The organism is Cellulomonas fimi (assembly GCF_012952065.1).
In the GTDB taxonomy this organism is placed as follows: domain Bacteria; phylum Actinomycetota; class Actinomycetes; order Actinomycetales; family Cellulomonadaceae; genus Pengzhenrongella; species Pengzhenrongella fimi_A.
Window position 1 is genome coordinate 13,384 of sequence record NZ_JABCJJ010000018.1, and the last position, 15,931, is coordinate 29,314.

Sequence of the window (15,931 nt, forward strand, 5' to 3'; positions counted from 1 at the left end):
CGGACGAGCGCGTCCCGCACCGCGGTGGGCGTGCGGCGCCGTCGACCGCGACGGCCCTCGACCTGCGAGTCCGCCGCTTCGCGCCTACCGTCGAGTGATGGCTGAGGCGACCGTCAGTACGTCCCTGGTGCCCCCGGGCGCGCTGACCGGCGCACCACCCGCCGGGTCGCCGGACGGGCAGGTCGCCCGGACCCCGCGACTCGTCGCGCTCGACGGGCTGCGCTTCTTCGCCGCCGTGGGCGTCATGCTCTACCACTACACGGTGCGCAACTCGCAGGCGTGGGGCCAGCCGCCGGCCGAGGTCTTCCCGCAGCTGGGGAGCTGGGTCGTGTACTTCGCGCTCGGCCCGGAGATGTTCTTCGTGCTCAGCGGCTTCGTCATCCTCATGACCGCCTGGGGCCGCTCGGTCGCCAACGTCGCGGCGTCGCGGATCGCGCGCCTGTACCCCGCGTACTGGGCGGGCGTGCTCCTGACGGGCGCCCTGCTGCTGTGGATCTGGCCCGAGGGCAAGAACGTCACGCCCGGCCAGGTCGGGGTCAACCTCACGATGTTTCAGAGCCTGTTCGAGGTCGACCACGTCGACGGCGTCTACTGGACGCTCTGGACCGAGCTGCGGTTCTACGCGTTGATCCTCGTGCTCACCGCGATCGGCGTCACCCGGCACCGGGTGCTGGTGTTCGCGACGGCGTGGCCGGCCGCGGCGCTGGTCGCCGACGTCACCGGGCCGCAGTGGCTGCGCGTCGTGCTGGTCACGGAGTACGCGCCGCTCTTCGCGGCCGGCATGGTGCTGTACGTGATCATGCGCTCGGGCCCCTCGCGCGCGGCGTGGCTGCTCGTCGCCGCGAACACGGCGGCCGCCGTGTGGCTCGTCGTGCCGAACCAGCTGGCCATGCAGGCGAGGAACACCGACGCGACGCCGTCGGCGGTGACGTTCGGCGTGCTGGTCGTCGCGTGCGTCGCGCTGGTCGCCGTCGCCGGCCTCACCCGGGTCTCCCGCATGGACGCGCGCTGGCTGACGGCCGCGGGCACTCTCACCTACCCGCTCTACCTGATCCACGAGCACTGGGGCTGGTGGGGGATCTCGAAGCTGCACCCGGGGCTGCCACCGGCGGCGACGCTCGCGGTCGTGATGACGCTCGCGCTCGTGATGGCGGCGGCGATCCACGTCGGGGTCGAGCGGACGCTCGGGCCGCGGCTGCGCCGGGGCGTCCAGGGCGCGCTCGAGCGGCTGCCGAGCGTGCGGTCCCTCGTCGTGCCGGGACCGCAGGTGCGCTGACCACGTCAGGCCCGGTAGCCGCCCGTCGCACGACCGGCCGGCGGGGGCGCGAGCCGCGCCTCGACCTCCGCGCGGGGGACGCGCGCCGTGCGGCCGATCCGCCGGCGCTCGCGCAGCATGGCGGGCAGCAGCCGGACGTACGAGCCGACGACGCGGAGCCGCACGCGGACCGCGGACCACGGCTGGCTCCGGCGCACCGCGATCGAGGCGGTGGTCAGGAGGTAGCGACCGACGGCACGGACCGCGAGCCCCCCCGTGGCGTTCTTGGTGAGCATCAGCAGGCGGTTGCGTCCGTCGTGGAACCGGAACAGGTCGCTGCCCTCGCCGGTCGACGCCGCGTGCACGTGGTGCACGACCGCCTCCGCGCAGTGCTCGATCCGGTAGCCCGCGAGCCGCAGCCGCCACGAGAGGTCCGAGTCCTCGTAGTACAGGAAGAAGTCCTCGTCGAAGAGCCCGACCTGCTCGAGCGCCGAGGTGCGCAGCACCGCTGCGGCGCCGCAGAAGCCGAAGACCTCGGGCTCCGGGTGGTGCGTCGAGGCGTCGGCCAGCCAGCCCCGGTCGACGCCGTAGCCGTCGCGGCGCACGACGTTCCCGGTCGAGTTCACGAGCGTGACCGGGCCGCGCGGATCCGGGACGTACTCGCCGTCCGGCCCGACGACGCGCGTCCCGGCCGGGTCGGACGCCGTCGCCGGCCGGAAGCGGTCGGCCAGCAGCACGGTCGCCGTCAGGGCGCCCACGTCGGCGGGTGCCGCGTCGAGCCCCCGCACCAGGGCGGCGACGAACGACGGCTCGGGCACGGCGTCGTTGTTGAGCAGGATGACGTGGCGGCTCGTCAGGCTGCGCAGGGCGAGGTTGTTGCCGCCCGCGAACCCCTCGTTGCGCGGCGAGCGGACGAGTCGGACGCCGGGGTGCTCGCGCGCCACGCGCTCGGCCGTCCCGTCGGACGACGCGTTGTCGACCACGACGACCTCCATGACGAGCCCGTCGAGCTGCTGGCGCTCGAGGCCGGCGAGGCAGTCCAGGACGAGGTCCGCGCCGTTGTAGGTGACCGTCACGACGGCGACGTCCGGTGTGGCCCCGCGGGTCATGCGGCGAGGTACGCGTCGAGGGTCCGGTCGGCGAACCGGGACCAGGTGAACTCGCGCGCCCGGTCGCGGCGGAGCGCACGTGCGGCGTCGTCGTCGGGGGCGGAGAGGGCCGCGAGCAGGGCGCCGGCGAGGGCGTCGGGGTCCGACGGCGGGGCGGCGTGCGCGAGCGGGCCGGCGACCTCGCGCAGCGCGGGGATGTCGGACACCACGACGGGCCGCCCGCACGCGAGCGCCTCGAGCACGGGCAGGCCGAAGCCCTCGTCGAGCGACGGCAGGGCGAGCGCACGGGAGCCGGCCACCAGGCTGCGGAGCTCGTCGTCCTCGAGCCAGCCGGTCACGTGCACGCCGTCCTGCGCCGTCAGGGAATGCTCGCGGCCCGCGGGGCCGGCGAGCACGAGGGCCGGCACGCCGGCGTCAGCGGCGAGCGCCCGGGCGTGCGCGGCCAGGAGCGTCGGGAGGTTCTTGCGGGGGTCGAGCGAGCCGACGAACACGACGTACTCACGCGGCAGCCCCCGGACGTCGAGCCAGGCGGGATCCGGCGGGGTCGCGTCGAACCATCCCCGGTCGACGCCGAGCGGGGTCGCCCGCACGCGGTCCGCGGGCAGTGCGTAGTGGGCGCGGACGGCGGTCGCGACCGTCTCGCTGGGCGTCACCACCAGCGCGCCGCGGTCGAGCGCGCGCGGCACGAGCTCGCGGTAGAGCAGGCTGGCCCGGCTCACCGTCCCGGCGTGCTCGACGTACGTGAGGTCGTGGACGGTCACCACCTCGCGCGCGCGGCGCGTCGGCGGGGACGTGAAGTTGGTGCCGTGGAACACGTCGGTCCGGCCGACGAGGGCCTCGATCGGCGGCAGGGAGGTCCGTCGCCACAGCTCGCGCAGGAGCCGGGCGGGGACGCGGGGGCCGGCCTGGGTGATGCCTGCCGGGAGCCCGGTCAGGCGCGCGCCGCGGGCCGTCCACGTGGTGGCGCGGACCTCGGCGTCGAGCCCGCGGCGGGCGATCGCCGCCGGAAGCTCGTCGACGAGGTGCTGGACGTAGCGCCCGACGCCGGTGCGGGGCCCCAGGAGCGGGGTGGCGTCGAGGGTGATCCGCACGGGCGGCATCGTCTCATGCACCACCGGGGGAGCGGTCGTCAGGCGTCGCGCTCGGGCCGTGGTCAGGACCCGGGCATGCCGCCGACCGTGCCCGGGGGCAGTGCGCCCTCGGCGAGGTCGGCGAAGAACGCGGGCGTCGCGTCGGGGTCCAGGCGCACGGTCGACCCGACTCCGCCGGGCCGGTAGTTGGTGTCGAGGATCGGCGGGGTCCCGCGGATGCCCTCGGGACCGGTCGCCGCCCGGAAGCCGAGCGCGAGCCGGCCGAGGTCGAGGATCCCTGAACCCTCGCTCACGGCCAGCGCACCCAGGCCCGTGTCGACGAGCGCGACCTGCTTGGTCGGCTGGAGCGCGAGCGACGGGGTCGAGACGGCCGACGTCACCGCGCCGATGAGCTGCTGCTGGCGCAGACCTCGGCCGATGTCACCGGTGGGGTCGGACTGCCGCATGCGGGCGAACGCGAGCGCGGTGAACCCGTCGACGACCTGGCAGCCCGGGGCCGGCCACACCAGGCCCGAGTCTTGGTCGTCGACCGGGTACGCGATGTTCGGGTCCTCGAGGCACAGCTCGACGCCACCGACGGCGTCGACCACGTGCTGCACGCCGCCGAAGCCGATCTCGACGTAGTGGTCGACCCGCAGGCCGGTCAGCTGCTCGACCGTCTGGACGAGCAGCGGCGCGCCACCGAGCGAGAACGACGCGTTGAGCTTGCCCGGGCCCTGGCCGGGGATGTCGACGAACGTGTCGCGCGGGAGGCTGATGAGCGCCGCGGGCCCGCGCGAGGGGACCTGGAGCAGCATGATCGTGTCGGTGCGTGCGCCGAGGGTCTCGGCGTCCTCGATGACGCCGTCGGCGCGCGAGTCCGAGCCTGCGAGGAGGTAGGTCGTGCCCGCGGTGCCGGGCGCGGTCGTGAGGGCCTCGACGTGCTGGATCTTGCCGCTCGCCCAGATGAGGAGCCCGATCGGCCAGGCCAGCAGCAGCACGAGCACGAACGCGAGGACGCCCGCTGCTCGGCGGCCGCGCCGGCGGGGCCGACCGGCGGTCTCGGGACGAGGCGCAGGTGCGGGGACGTGCTCCGGCGGCCGGCTCACGCGCGGTTGCGCGGACGACCGCACGGGTGCAACGGGACCGGCAGGGTGCTGCGGACGGCCGACCGTGATGGCGTCCTCCGCGGCGGCCGGGCGCCGCGCTCCGCCCCCCGGGCTGAAGCTCGGCGGGCGGGTCGGTGGGACGGTGCGCTCGGACGCGGGAGCACGGCGGGGTGCTCGCGCGTCGTCGGCGGGGCGCGCGGAGCCACCGGGTCGGGCGCGGCTCGCGCCCGAGGGGCGCCGCGGCGGGGTCTCGGGTGTCACGGCGGCGTCAGGCGCAGACGGTCGAGACGTCGTCGGCGGTGATGGGGTCCTTGCCCGGGGTCTTGGACGGCGCGGGCTCCGGCTCGGCCGGGGCCGCCGGCGCGTCCGTCGCTGCAGGGTCCGCCGGCGCCGCGGGGTCGGTGGGCGCGGCCGGAGTAGCCGGCTCGACGATCGGCTGGTCGGCCGCGACGCGCTCCCACAGGACGTCCGCCTCGGCCGTCATCACCACGCGGTTGCGGTCCGTGGGCGCAGGGGCGAACGGCACGGTCATGAAGGAGATGTTGCCACCCAGCGTCCCGCGCAGGCTGAACGCCAGGCCGCTGAGGTTCGTGATCGAGGCCAGGTTCGGGCTCGCCGTGATCGACGACGTCGCGGCGTTGAGGAACTGCAGCAGCTCGGGGACGTCCGTGAGCAGGTTCTTGGACTGGACCGACTGGACCATCGCGGCGAGCAGCTGCTGCTGGCGGACGAGCCTGCTGGTGTCCGAGCCGTCGCCGACCTCCTTGCGGGCCCGGGCCAGTGCGAGCGCCGTCGAGCCGTCGAGCGTCTGAGAGCCCGCCTCGAGGGAGAGGCCGGCCTCCGCGTCCTCCATCTTCTCGGGGACGCACATCGGGACGCCGCCGAGGGCGTCGACCATGCGGATGAACCCCGCGAAGTCGATGACGACGAAGTCGTCGACGAACACGCCGGTGTTCGCCTCGACGGTCTTGATGGTGCACACCGCCGCGTCCGAGACCTGCCCGCTCTGCGCGCCGATCGAGAAGGCGGCGTTGAACTGCCCCTTCTGCGCGCGCGACTCGGTGCCGTCCGAGCGCGGGCACGCCGGGATGTCGACGAGCGTGTCGCGCGGGATGGAGATCAGCTCGACCCGCTGCCGGTCGGCCGACACGTGCATGAGGATCGTGGTGTCCGAGCGCATGCCCTCGACCTCGCCGCCGATCTCGGCGTTCTCGCCGCTGCGGTCGTCCGAGCCCATGAGCAGGATGTTGAGCGCGCGCCCGGCGTTCGGGTCGTCCGGGTCGGGCTCGGCCGCGGGGGTGGGCCGGTCCTTGCCGAGGAGGTCGGTGATGTCGGCCGACTCGATGTTGCCCTGGAGCTTGGTGTACGCGGTCGCGGCTCCCGTCACGCCGAACGCGAGCAGGGCGACCACGGCGAGCGCGACGCCGGTGAGCACCCGGTGGGACTCGGGCCGGCGGGCGTGGCGAGCCGTGCGCGGGCGCGCGGGAGCAGGACGACGTGAGGGCACCGGAAGAGTCTAGGACCGCTCCACTGCCGCGCGGGGGAGGCGCTGGTGCGATCGCGTGGAGGACGTGTGGAGAGCGGCTCAGCGCCCCAGCTGGGCGTACTTCGCCTCGGTCGCGTCCTTCTGCGGACGCCACCAGGCCTCGTTGTCGCGGTACCAGTCGATCGTCGCGGCGAGGCCGTCACGGAAGCTCGGGTACCGCGGCGCCCAGCCGAGCTCCTCGCGCAGCTTGGTCGAGTCGATGGCGTACCGCAGGTCGTGGCCCGGCCGGTCGGTCACCAGGTCGTAGGCGTCGCGCGACTGCCCGGTGAGCTCGAGGATCAGCTCGACGACGTCGCGGTTGTTCTCCTCGCCGTCGGCCCCGATGAGGTACGTCTCGCCGATCCGGCCGCGCTCGACGATCGCCCAGACCGCCGAGTTGTGGTCCTCGACGTGGATCCAGTCGCGCACGTTCTCGCCCGTGCCGTAGAGCTTGGGCCGCACGCCGTCGATCACGTTGGTGATCTGGCGCGGGATGAACTTCTCGACGTGCTGGTAGGGGCCGTAGTTGTTCGAGCAGTTCGAGAGCGTGGCCTGCACGCCGAACGAGCGCACCCACGCGCGGACGAGCAGGTCGCTCGCGGCCTTGGTCGAGGAGTACGGGCTCGAGGGGTTGTACGGCGTGTCGGGCGTGAACTTCGCCGGGTCGTCGAGCTCGAGGTCGCCGTAGACCTCGTCGGTGGAGATGTGGTGGTACCGGGTGCCGTGGCGCCGGACCGCCTCGAGCAGCGTGTACGTGCCGACCACGTTGGTCTGGAGGAAGGGCCACGGGTCCGCGAGCGAGTTGTCGTTGTGCGACTCGGCGGCGAAGTGGACGACGACGTCGGCGTCCGCCACCAGCCGGTCCACGAGCTCCGCGTCGGCGACGTCGCCGCGCACGAACGAGATGCTGTCCGCGACCGGTGCCAGCGAGTCCTCGTCGCCCGCGTACGTCAGCGCGTCCAGGACGGTGACGCGGACGTCGGGGCGCTCCCGCACCGTCTGGTGGACGAAGTTGGAGCCGATGAAGCCGGCTCCGCCGGTGACGAGCAGACGCACGGGGTGACCTCCTGAGGGATCGTGTGACTGACGAGCGTAGTGCGGCCGAGACGCGGGACGGGACGGACGGAGCGCTCACATCGGCACGCCGGGTGCCGATGGCAGACGCGGAAGGTCCTGCCGAACACGCCCGGCGCGGTCGCGATCGTTGTGACCGGTCGTTCGGGGCAGGACACTCGGTTGTGCTGCCCATGTCCCCTGTCCCACCTGGTGTCGTCATGTCTCTGAAGCCCACCCGCCCGGCTGCCGTCCTCGCGCTCGCGGTCGCGCTCGTCGCGACGCTCACGGGGGGGATCCCCGCGTCCGCCGCCTCCGGCACGCAGGTCGCACCGCCTCCCGCCTCGTCGGACTCGGGCGGCGTCGAGGAGATCCCCGTCGTCGTTCCGCCCGTGGCAGAGCTCGGCACCTCCGCGAGCCGCCTGCTCCCGGACGGCGGGGCGGACGCCGCGGCCGTGCCGAGCCGCGTCGTCGCCGACCAGATCCTCGCCGCCGACCGGGTCCAGACCCCGGTCGTGGAGCGCGACGGCTTCGCGATGGTCGGCCTCACCTGGCCTTCGGGCGTCGGTACCACGGCGATCGACGCCCAGGTGCGGACCCGCGCGGGCGACGAGTGGACCGAGTGGACGCCGTTCGAGATCGCCGACGAGTCACCCGATGCCGGGACGGCCGACGCCGCCTCGGGCGCCCGGCGCGGGATGTCGCCCGTGTGGGTCGGCGAGTCGGACGCCGTGCAGCTGAGCTTCGCCACGACCGCCGCGGGGGCGCCCGAGGGGCTCAGCCTCGCGCTCGTCGACCCCGGTGAGGTCGCCGAGCCCGTGGGCGGCGCCGTGGCACAGGCCGCCGTCGTCGAGCAGGCCGCCATCATGACCGCGGCTCCGAAGCCGCGGATCATCTCGCGCGCCGAGTGGGGCGCCCCTGCCACGAACCCGTGCCGCGCGGACACCGCCAAGCAGCTCGTCGGCGCCGTCGTGCACCACACCGCGTCGTCGAACAACTACGCCAGCGTCGAGGACGCCAAGGCCGCGATCCGCGGCTTCTACCGCTACCACACGCAGTCCCTCGGCTGGTGCGACATCGGCTACAACTTCCTCGTCGACAAGTGGGGCAACACCTACGAGGGCCGTCAGGGGAGCATGGACCAGCCGGTCATCGGCGTGCACGCCGGCGGCTTCAACACGGGCACCGTCGGGGTCGCGATGATCGGCGACTACTCGTCCGTGACGCCGTCGGCGGCCACGCAGGATGCGGTCGCTCGTGTCATCGGCTGGCGGCTCGCCGGCTACGGGGTGAACCCGGCCGGCTCGATGGTCTACCGCACCTTCGGCGGCGACAACTCCAGGTTCCCGGCGGGCTCGGACGTCCCGCTCCCGGTGGTGTTCGGCCACCGGGACACGAACAAGACCGTCTGCCCGGGCAACGGGGGCTACTCGGCCATGGGGAAGATCCGCAGCACGGCGGCGGCGGTGACCTACGCGGAGCCCATGGTGCGCTCGCTCTACCGGGACATGCTCGATCGGGAGGCGGACCCTTCCGGGCTCGCCACCTGGAGCGCGATGCTGGCGTCGGGGCGGTCCGCCGCCGACCTGGCGCAGTCGCTCTCACGCAGCGAGGAGTACGCGTCCCGCGAGGTGCGCGCGATCTACGCCGAGATCCTCCGTCGGCAGCCGGACGCCGGTGGCCTCCAGGACTGGACCCGGGGCGTGATGGCCGGGGCGGTCCGGACGGAGGACCTGCGCGGCCGGTTCATCGCGAGCGAGGAGTACTACCTGCGCAGCGGCTCGTCCCCGGAGGGCTATGTCGTCGCGCTCTACCGGGACCTCCTCGAGCGTGAGCCGGCCTCGCAGGACGTCACGAGCTGGAGCCAGCGGCTCGGCACCGTCGGGCGGCAGTACGTGGCCGACGGCGTCTGGCGCTCGCTCGAGAGCGGCCACCGCCGGGTGGACCGCGCCTACGGCGTCTTCCTGGACCGGCGCGCCGATCCTGCCGGGCTCGACACGTGGGCGCCCCTCCTGCTCGCCCAGGGCGAGGACGCGCTGCGGTCATCCCTCGTCTCGAGCCGCGAGTACTTCCTGCGCGCGGTCGCCCGCGCCTGAGGCCCACGTGTGTAGAGTCTCGGCGCTCCTTCCCACCCACTGACCCGTCGGGAGACCCCAGCATCGTGCGTGACGCCGAGATCGAGGTCATGCGTCGCTGGCAGCGACTGACTGCCCGCGGACCGGCGCCTGTTCTCGCACGGCGGTACTCGGCGTTCGGTGAGCACGCGGCCGGATGGATCCTCCTCGGGCTGGGTGGGGCGCTGCTCGACCGGCGTCGGCGGGAGGCCTGGCTCGGGGTCGCCGCCTCGGCGTTCGCAGCCCACGCGTCGGCGGTTCTGCTCAAGCGGGTCGTTCGCCGAGTGCGTCCGGAGGATCCTCGCGTCACCGTGTACGTGGGGACGCCCTCGCGGTTGAGCTTCCCGAGCGCCCACGTCAGCTCGACGACCGCCGCCGCGACCGCGCTCGTCCCGATCATCGGCGCCCCGGCCGCCGTGACCACAGCGGGCGCGATGATGCTCGCCCGGGTGCTGCTCGGAGTGCACTACCCGACGGACGTGGCCGCGGGTGCGGGGCTGGGGTATGGGGTGGCCCGCGTGCTGCGGGGCCGGCTCGCCGCCCGGGGCCCGCGGTGAGCCGGTTCCAGGCGCTGCTCCGGGCGATGCGTCCGCGGCAGTGGGTCAAGAACGTCCTCGTCCTGGCGGGTCCGCTGGCCGCGGGCACCCTCGGCCGCACGGACCAGCAGCTCGCCGTCGCGGTCGCGTTCGGGACGTTCTGCCTCGCGTCGTCCGGGATCTACCTGGTGAACGACGTGCTCGACCGGGAGTCCGACCGCCGGCACCCGGTCAAGCGGTTGCGTCCGATCGCCTCGGGTGCTCTGCCGGTACCGGTCGCGACGGCGGTCGGCATCGGGCTGCTCGCCAGCGCGCACGTCCTGGCGCTCGGGCTCGGCTACGAGGCGCTCGCGGTCGTGTTCGTGGTCTACACCGCGCTCCAGCTCGCGTACTGCTTGTGGCTCAAGCACCAGGCCGTCATCGACCTCGCGATCGTGTCGTCCGGGTTCCTGCTGCGCGCCATCGCGGGCGGCGCGGCGGCGGGCGTCGCGCTCTCTCCCTGGTTCCTGCTCGTGGCGGCGTTCGGCTCTCTGTTCATGGTCGCGGGCAAGCGGTACTCCGAGGTGCGTCTCGTGGGGGAGGGCGCCGGTGGCACGCGCCGGATCCTCGAGCTCTACTCGGCGAGCTATTTGCGATACGTGTGGGGCATGGCCGGCGCTGCCACTATCACGTTCTACTCGTTGTGGGCGTTCAGCCTCGACCGCACCAACCAGCTCCTGCCGCAGCTGTCGATTGCGCCGTTCGTCGTCGGGCTGCTGCGTTACGCCATCGACATCGACAAGGGCGCGGCGGGGGAGCCGGAGTCGATCGTGCTCGGCGACCGCACGCTGCAGGTGCTCGGGTCGCTGTGGCTGGTCGTCTTCGTGACGAGCACGGTTGTCGGGTGACCGGACGGCTCCCGGCGGTCGACTCGCCGGCCTGGGTCGGCGCGGGTGCGGTGGTGGCCGGCAGCGCGACGTACGGGCTCCTCGTCGTGGTCGCCCGCGCGTTGGGCCCGAGCGCGTACGCCGAGTTCTCCCTGTTCTGGGCCGCGATCGTGATCGTGTCGCTGGGCACGTTCCTGCCGGTGGAGCAGGTGCTGGCACGCTGGACCGCTCGGCGCGACGGGCCGTCCGGCGCGCGTGAGCCGCTGGGAGCGGGCCTGCGGGTCGGGGGCCTCCTCGTGGTGCCCGGCGTCGTCGCCCACGCGATGGTGTGGCTCGGCCAGGGCGAGCAGCACGCCCGCTCCCTCCTCGTGACCGTGGTCGTCGCCTTCGCCGTGGCGTGCGCCGGCTTCGCGCTGCAGTTCCCGGCGCGCGGCGTGCTCGCGGGCCTCCACTCGCTGCGCGACTACGCGGTGGTCATCTCGGTTGACGCGGTGCTGCGGGCGGTGGTCGCCGGCGCGCTCTGGGTCGTGGGTGTCCGCTCCGTCGGGCCGTACGTCGCCACGGTCGCGGGCTCTTCCCTCGTGTGCGGCGTGGTCGGGCTGGTCCTGGTGCGGCGGCGCCGACGTTCCCTCGGCCACGAGACGGTGACCCGGACGCCGGCCGCGACGGAGCCGTCCGAACCGTCGGTCGGGCGCGAGGTGGGCACGCTCGTCGTGGCGACGCTCGGCATGCAGTTGCTGCTGAACAGCGGGACCGTCGTCGCAGGCATCGCGAGCACCGGGGCCGAGGCCGTTCTCGCCGGCCACGTCCTGGCGGTGATCACGCTCGCCCGGCTGCCCGTGTTCGTCGCGCAGTCGGCGCAGGCCTCGTACGTGGCCCGGATCGCCTCGTACGCGCACCGCGGTCAGCGCGCGGAGCTGCGGCGGCTCCTCACGGTGCTCGCCGGGGCGGTGCTCGTCGTGGGGTCGGTCAGCGTGCTGGTCGCCGGCGTGTGGGGGCCCCCCCTCGTCTCCCTCGTCTTCGGGCCCGGGTACACGGTCTCGTGGACGATGACGCTCCTGCTGGCGAGCGGCGTCGCCGTGTACCTCGTGGCCTCGGTGTCCAACGACGTGGCCGTCGCGCTCGGTGCCCAGCGCCGGCTCGGTGTGGCGTGGGTGGTCGGTGCGGCGGGGGCTGCGCTGGTCGCGGTCGTCGTCCCGGACCTCGTGCTGCGTAGCGCCCTCCCGCTCGTCGTGGGGTCGGTGGTCGCGGGCGCGCTGATCCTGCCTGACGTCGTCGCGCGCGTCCGGGGGGTGCGGTCAGCATGGTGAGTGTCGTCGAGACCGGGCTGCTGGCGCTGCTCGTCCTCGGCTTGCTGGGGTGGGCGGCGCTCGCCCCTCTTGCACGGGCGCACCGGGACCTGCTGCTGCCGGCGGCACCCGTCCTGGGCGCCGCGCTGCTGTGCGTCGTGCTGTCCACGACGGCCTGGTTCGTCGACGCGGGGGGCGGGCTCGTCGTCACCGCTGCCGTCGCCGTCGCGCTCGTGGTGGTCGGGCTGCGGAGGTCACGCCGACCGTGGCGGTCGGCGGCGGGCGGGTGGGCGGGGGCGGCGGTCGGACTCCTCGTCGGATCGGTCGGCGCGGCCGTGGCGCTGCTGCCGAGCGCGTGGGTCGGTGACGGACGTGCCATGTCGCCCAACGCGAGCCACGACATCTACTACTACGTCGCGGAGGCGGCGTGGCTGGCGGAGAACACGCTCGCGAGCGTGCCCGAACCCGGTGCCGTCCCGGGCGCGGGCAACGCCGTCCCGGCGGACGTACCGATGCGGTCGTCGCTCATCCTCCCGCTGAGGATCGGCCAGCCCATGGTCCACGCGGCGCTCGGCGAGCTCACCGGTCAGGGAGCGCTCGGCACGGCCATGGTGGTCATGGCGCTCTGGGTCCTGCTCGTGGCGCCGGCCGCCCTCGTCACCGGCCGGCTCCTCCGCCTGGGCCGGGGGGCGTCGACGGCGCTCGCCCTGGTGTCCGTGACCTCGGCCATCCTGCTCCAGCAGGTGTACCAGCAGAACGTGGACGCGCTCCTCGGCGTGAGCCTCGCGCTCCTGACCGTCGGCACGTGCATCGCGGCTGCGGAGCGGCGCCTCGCGCTCTGGCCTGCCGCCCTGACGATGGCCGGCCTCGTCGGCGTGTACACCGAGTACGCGCTGTTCGTGGTGCCCGCGGTCGCGGGCGGGATCCTGCTGCGACGCCCCGCAGGCCTGGGGCGCCGGCTCGCGCGGCTGCTCGCCGTCGTGGGTGTCGCCGTGCTGGTCGCCCCGACGTCCTGGTGGCGGGGGATCGGCGTGCTGCTCGTCCAGCGCGACGCCGACGCGCTGGGCTCCCCGTTCTTCAGCGACGGCTGGTACGCCGCCGTGAGCCGCGTGGTGGGGACCTCCGCGATCGCGGGGCCGCTGACCGGCAGCCGCGCGACGCTCCCGCTCGTGCTCCTCGTCGTCCTGGGATGGGTGCTCGCGGTGCTCCTCGACCGGTACCGGGGCGCCTGGTTGCTCCTGCTCGGCGTCGGGCTCGGGTACATCGGGTTCCTCACGGTCGAGCACCGCGGGTACTCCCAGATGCGGTCCGCGAGCCTGCTGCTACCGCTGCTGCTCGTCGTCACGGTCGCCGGGTGGTCCGCACTGCTGCGGTCGCTGCGGCGCAGCCGACGGGTCCCGCGCGCGGCGCGTGTCGCGGTCGCCTCGGGTCTCGTGCTCTCGGTCGCGGTCTGGGCGTTCGTCAACCTGAGGTCCGCGCCCGCGGGTCTCGACCGCGGGTACGCCGCGAGCCGCCACGTCGACGAGACCTACGACGAGGCCGCCGCCTGGGTCGACGAGCTCGGCGGCCGTGAGGGCGAGGACGTGACCGTCGCGGCGCCCGACTTCGTCCACCAGCTGTGGCTGTCCCACCTCCTGCGCGACGACGAGCTCGTCTCCTACGTGTCGCTGCGGCCGGACTACCTCGGCGTGCAGTCCTACTGGGCCGGCGAGTCCGACCGCTACGTCCTCGTCGGGCCCGGAGCCGCGCTCGACGCCACGGGCGGCACGGTGGTCGAGCAGAACGAGCGGTTCACCCTGGTGGACATGAGCGCCGGCCCGGTCGTCGTCACCGTCCCCCGCGAGCTAGTCTCCTGGGTCCCGTACGCACAGCCGGACGGCAGCATGATCGGCCCCGACGGCGGCGACGTGGCGGTCCTGCGCTCGGCCGGCACCACGGGGGCGGTCGAGCTCATGCTCGGAGTGTCGGAAGGTCCCGGCACCCCCGTGCGGGTGACCGTCGCCGAGACCGGGCGCAGCGTCACCGGTGCGGTGGGCGGCACAGGTGTCGGTACCGTCGTCGTGGACCTCGCCGCCCTGCCGGTGGCGACGCTCGACGTCGACCTCGGCGCCGACGGCGTGACGTCGGCGACCACGTTCACCCTGATCGGAGCCACCCGTGTCCCCTGACCCGACCTATGACGTCGTCGTGGCGCTCACCTACTACGCGCCCTACGTCTCGGGCGTCACGGAGGCCGCGCGCGTGACGGCGGAGGGGCTGGTCGCACGCGGGCTGCGGGTGCTCGTGATCGCGGGCCACCACGACCCCCGGACGCCGGTGCGTGAGCGGATCAACGGTGTCGACGTGCTGCGCACCCGCGTGGTCGCGCGCATCGGCAAGGGCATCGTCAGCCCCGGCTTCGTGCCGACGGTGCTGCGCTGGGGCCGGCGGGCGCGCCTCGTGCACCTCCACCTGCCGATGCTCGAGGCCGGCGCCATCGCCTCGGGCCTGCGCGGCACGCCCGTCGTGACGACGTACCAGTGCGACGTCACCCTGCCGCCCGGGACGTTCAACCGCGTCCAGGTCGCGGTGCTCGATCGCTCCCACGCGCTGGCCCTGCGCCGGTCCGGCCTCGTGCTCGTCACGAGCGAGGACTACGCGCGCTCGAGCCGACTCGCGGGCGCGATGCGGGAGCACGTGCAGGCCGTGCCGGCACCGGCGGTCGACCGGTCCGGCGGCACCCCCCGGTTCCGCGACGGCGACGGGCTGCACGTCGGCTTCCTCGGTCGCATCGTCGAGGAGAAGGGGCTCGAGTACCTGGTCCGGGGGTTCCGGGCGCTCGGCCCCGACGCCCGCCTCCTCATCGGCGGTGACTTCACCAAGGTGGCAGGCGGCAGCGTCGTGGACCGCGTGCGGGCGGCGATCGGCGGTGACCCGCGGATCTCCCTGCTGGGCTTCGTGCCCGACGCCGAGCTGCCGGACTTCTACGCGTCGCTCGACGTGTTCGCGCTGCCGTCGGTCAACTCGCTCGAGGCCTTCGGGCTGGTCCAGGTCGAGGCGATGATGCAGGGGGTACCGGCGGTCGCGACCGACCTGCCCGGCGTGCGCATGCCCGTCCGAGACACGGGGTTCGGTCGGGTCGTGCCGCCTCGCGACGCAGAGGCGATCACCAGCGCCCTGCTCGAGCTGGCGGACGCGCCGCTCGACCGGGAGGCGGGAGCGCGAGAGGCGCAGAACCGCTACCTCGACCGCGTGGTCGTGGACCGGCACGTCGCGCTGTTCGAGGAACTTCTCGGCCGGCGGCTCACGCCCAGCTGAGTACGAAGAACGAGGACTCGCCCGCGCCCGGACTCAGCAGCATGCGGCCGCTGAGGAACTGCGCCGCCATCGGGAGCCCGTGACGCAGCGCGTCCAGCGGGACGGGGAGCCTCGAGTACGGGAAGTTCCACAGCCCGTCCGAGCCTTCCCGCTCGACCCGCAGGCCGTGGGAGCCGAAGAGCTCGCGCCAGTCGGCGTGCGGCTTGAGGTTGACGTGCGTCGGGTCGGTCAGGCCGTTCCAGGCGGCGCCGTGCAGCCGACTCGCGCGACCCGCAGGGTCCGGGACGACCACGAGCAGCCGGGCATCGTCGGCCGACGCCCGGCGCAGGGCCGCGAGGAGACCGGTGAGCTCGTCGTCGGGGATGTGCTCGAAGACGTGGATCGCCGTGAGCCCGTCGTACGCGGCGGCGGGCAGCTCCCCGGGCGACTCCCACACGGTGCTCGAGGGCGAGACGGTCCGCGCGACGCTCGCCGAGTAGGCGGAGAGCTCGAGCCCGTCGGCAGGCCAGCGCGCGCTCATCCGGGCGAGCAGGTGCCCGGTCCCGCAGCCGACGTCGAGCACGCGGCGCGGGCGCACGTAGCGGCCGACCAGTCGGGTGTAGTACCGCAGCGCCGGGCGGTCACCCAGCTGTCCGTTAGCGGCGTAGTACGCCTCGTCGTAGTCCGGTCCTGGCATGGCCCCCTCGTTCCTCGGCCCTGAGGCCACGG

The 15,931-nt window shown here is 74.1% G+C and carries 13 protein-coding genes; 7 read left to right on the plus strand and 6 right to left on the minus strand.

Translation table 11 applies throughout. The annotated features are described in order from the left end of the window. The first annotated feature begins 97 nt into the window (after window positions 1-97). On the plus strand, window positions 98-1,276 hold the full coding sequence (locus HIR71_RS11590) for an acyltransferase family protein (RefSeq protein ID WP_169325230.1): 1,179 nt from the start codon (window positions 98-100) through the stop codon (window positions 1,274-1,276). Window positions 1,277-1,281: 5 nt separating this feature from the next. Here the strand turns inward: HIR71_RS11590 and HIR71_RS11595 are convergent, their stop codons facing one another. From HIR71_RS11595 to rfbB, 5 genes are all read right to left on the minus strand, one after another. Further along, window positions 1,282-2,364 (minus strand): glycosyltransferase family 2 protein, encoded by a 1,083-nt coding sequence (locus tag HIR71_RS11595; protein ID WP_169325231.1) that lies wholly within the window; start codon window positions 2,362-2,364, stop codon window positions 1,282-1,284. Then, window positions 2,361-3,455, minus strand: coding sequence for a glycosyltransferase family 4 protein (locus HIR71_RS11600; RefSeq protein ID WP_211374101.1), 1,095 nt, complete (start codon window positions 3,453-3,455; stop codon window positions 2,361-2,363). Before HIR71_RS11600 ends, HIR71_RS11595 begins: the two co-directional genes overlap by 4 nt. 62 nt (window positions 3,456-3,517) lie before the next feature. Continuing rightward, window positions 3,518-4,543, minus strand: coding sequence for an LCP family protein (locus HIR71_RS11605; RefSeq protein WP_311836243.1), 1,026 nt, complete (start codon window positions 4,541-4,543; stop codon window positions 3,518-3,520). Between the two features lie 268 nt (window positions 4,544-4,811). Then, entirely contained in the window at window positions 4,812-6,050 is a 1,239-nt protein-coding gene (locus HIR71_RS11610) for an LCP family protein (protein WP_311836244.1), read from the minus strand. Window positions 6,051-6,128: 78 nt separating this feature from the next. Continuing rightward, window positions 6,129-7,124 (minus strand): dTDP-glucose 4,6-dehydratase, encoded by a 996-nt coding sequence (rfbB, locus tag HIR71_RS11615; RefSeq protein WP_169325234.1) that lies wholly within the window; start codon window positions 7,122-7,124, stop codon window positions 6,129-6,131. Between the two features lie 218 nt (window positions 7,125-7,342). Between rfbB and HIR71_RS11620 the strand changes: the two genes are divergently transcribed. The 6 genes from HIR71_RS11620 to HIR71_RS17505 all read left to right on the plus strand — a co-directional run bounded on the left by HIR71_RS11620 (window position 7,343) and on the right by HIR71_RS17505 (window position 15,223). After that, complete coding sequence (locus tag HIR71_RS11620; RefSeq protein ID WP_169325235.1) at window positions 7,343-9,217, plus strand: DUF4214 domain-containing protein; 1,875 nt, start codon at window positions 7,343-7,345, stop codon at window positions 9,215-9,217. Between the two features lie 65 nt (window positions 9,218-9,282). Continuing rightward, on the plus strand, window positions 9,283-9,792 hold the full coding sequence (locus HIR71_RS11625) for a phosphatase PAP2 family protein (protein WP_211374102.1): 510 nt from the start codon (window positions 9,283-9,285) through the stop codon (window positions 9,790-9,792). After that, a complete protein-coding gene (locus HIR71_RS11630; RefSeq protein ID WP_311836245.1) occupies window positions 9,789-10,658 on the plus strand; it encodes a decaprenyl-phosphate phosphoribosyltransferase in 870 nt (289 codons plus the stop codon). The genes HIR71_RS11625 and HIR71_RS11630 overlap by 4 nt, the downstream gene beginning before the upstream one ends. Continuing rightward, on the plus strand, window positions 10,655-11,947 hold the full coding sequence (locus HIR71_RS11635) for a lipopolysaccharide biosynthesis protein (protein WP_169325236.1): 1,293 nt from the start codon (window positions 10,655-10,657) through the stop codon (window positions 11,945-11,947). The genes HIR71_RS11630 and HIR71_RS11635 overlap by 4 nt, the downstream gene beginning before the upstream one ends. Then, window positions 11,941-14,094 (plus strand): hypothetical protein, encoded by a 2,154-nt coding sequence (locus tag HIR71_RS11640; RefSeq protein ID WP_169325237.1) that lies wholly within the window; start codon window positions 11,941-11,943, stop codon window positions 14,092-14,094. The genes HIR71_RS11635 and HIR71_RS11640 overlap by 7 nt, the downstream gene beginning before the upstream one ends. Then, window positions 14,084-15,223 carry a glycosyltransferase family 4 protein gene (locus HIR71_RS17505; protein WP_169325238.1) on the plus strand — a complete coding sequence of 380 codons (1,140 nt, stop codon included), beginning with the start codon at window positions 14,084-14,086 and terminating at the stop codon, window positions 15,221-15,223. The genes HIR71_RS11640 and HIR71_RS17505 overlap by 11 nt, the downstream gene beginning before the upstream one ends. Here HIR71_RS17505 and HIR71_RS11650 read toward each other — a convergent pair. Then, on the minus strand, window positions 15,210-15,899 hold the full coding sequence (locus HIR71_RS11650; protein WP_169325239.1) for a class I SAM-dependent methyltransferase: 690 nt from the start codon (window positions 15,897-15,899) through the stop codon (window positions 15,210-15,212). The genes HIR71_RS17505 and HIR71_RS11650 overlap by 14 nt on opposite strands. Between the last annotated feature and the right edge of the window lie 32 nt (window positions 15,900-15,931).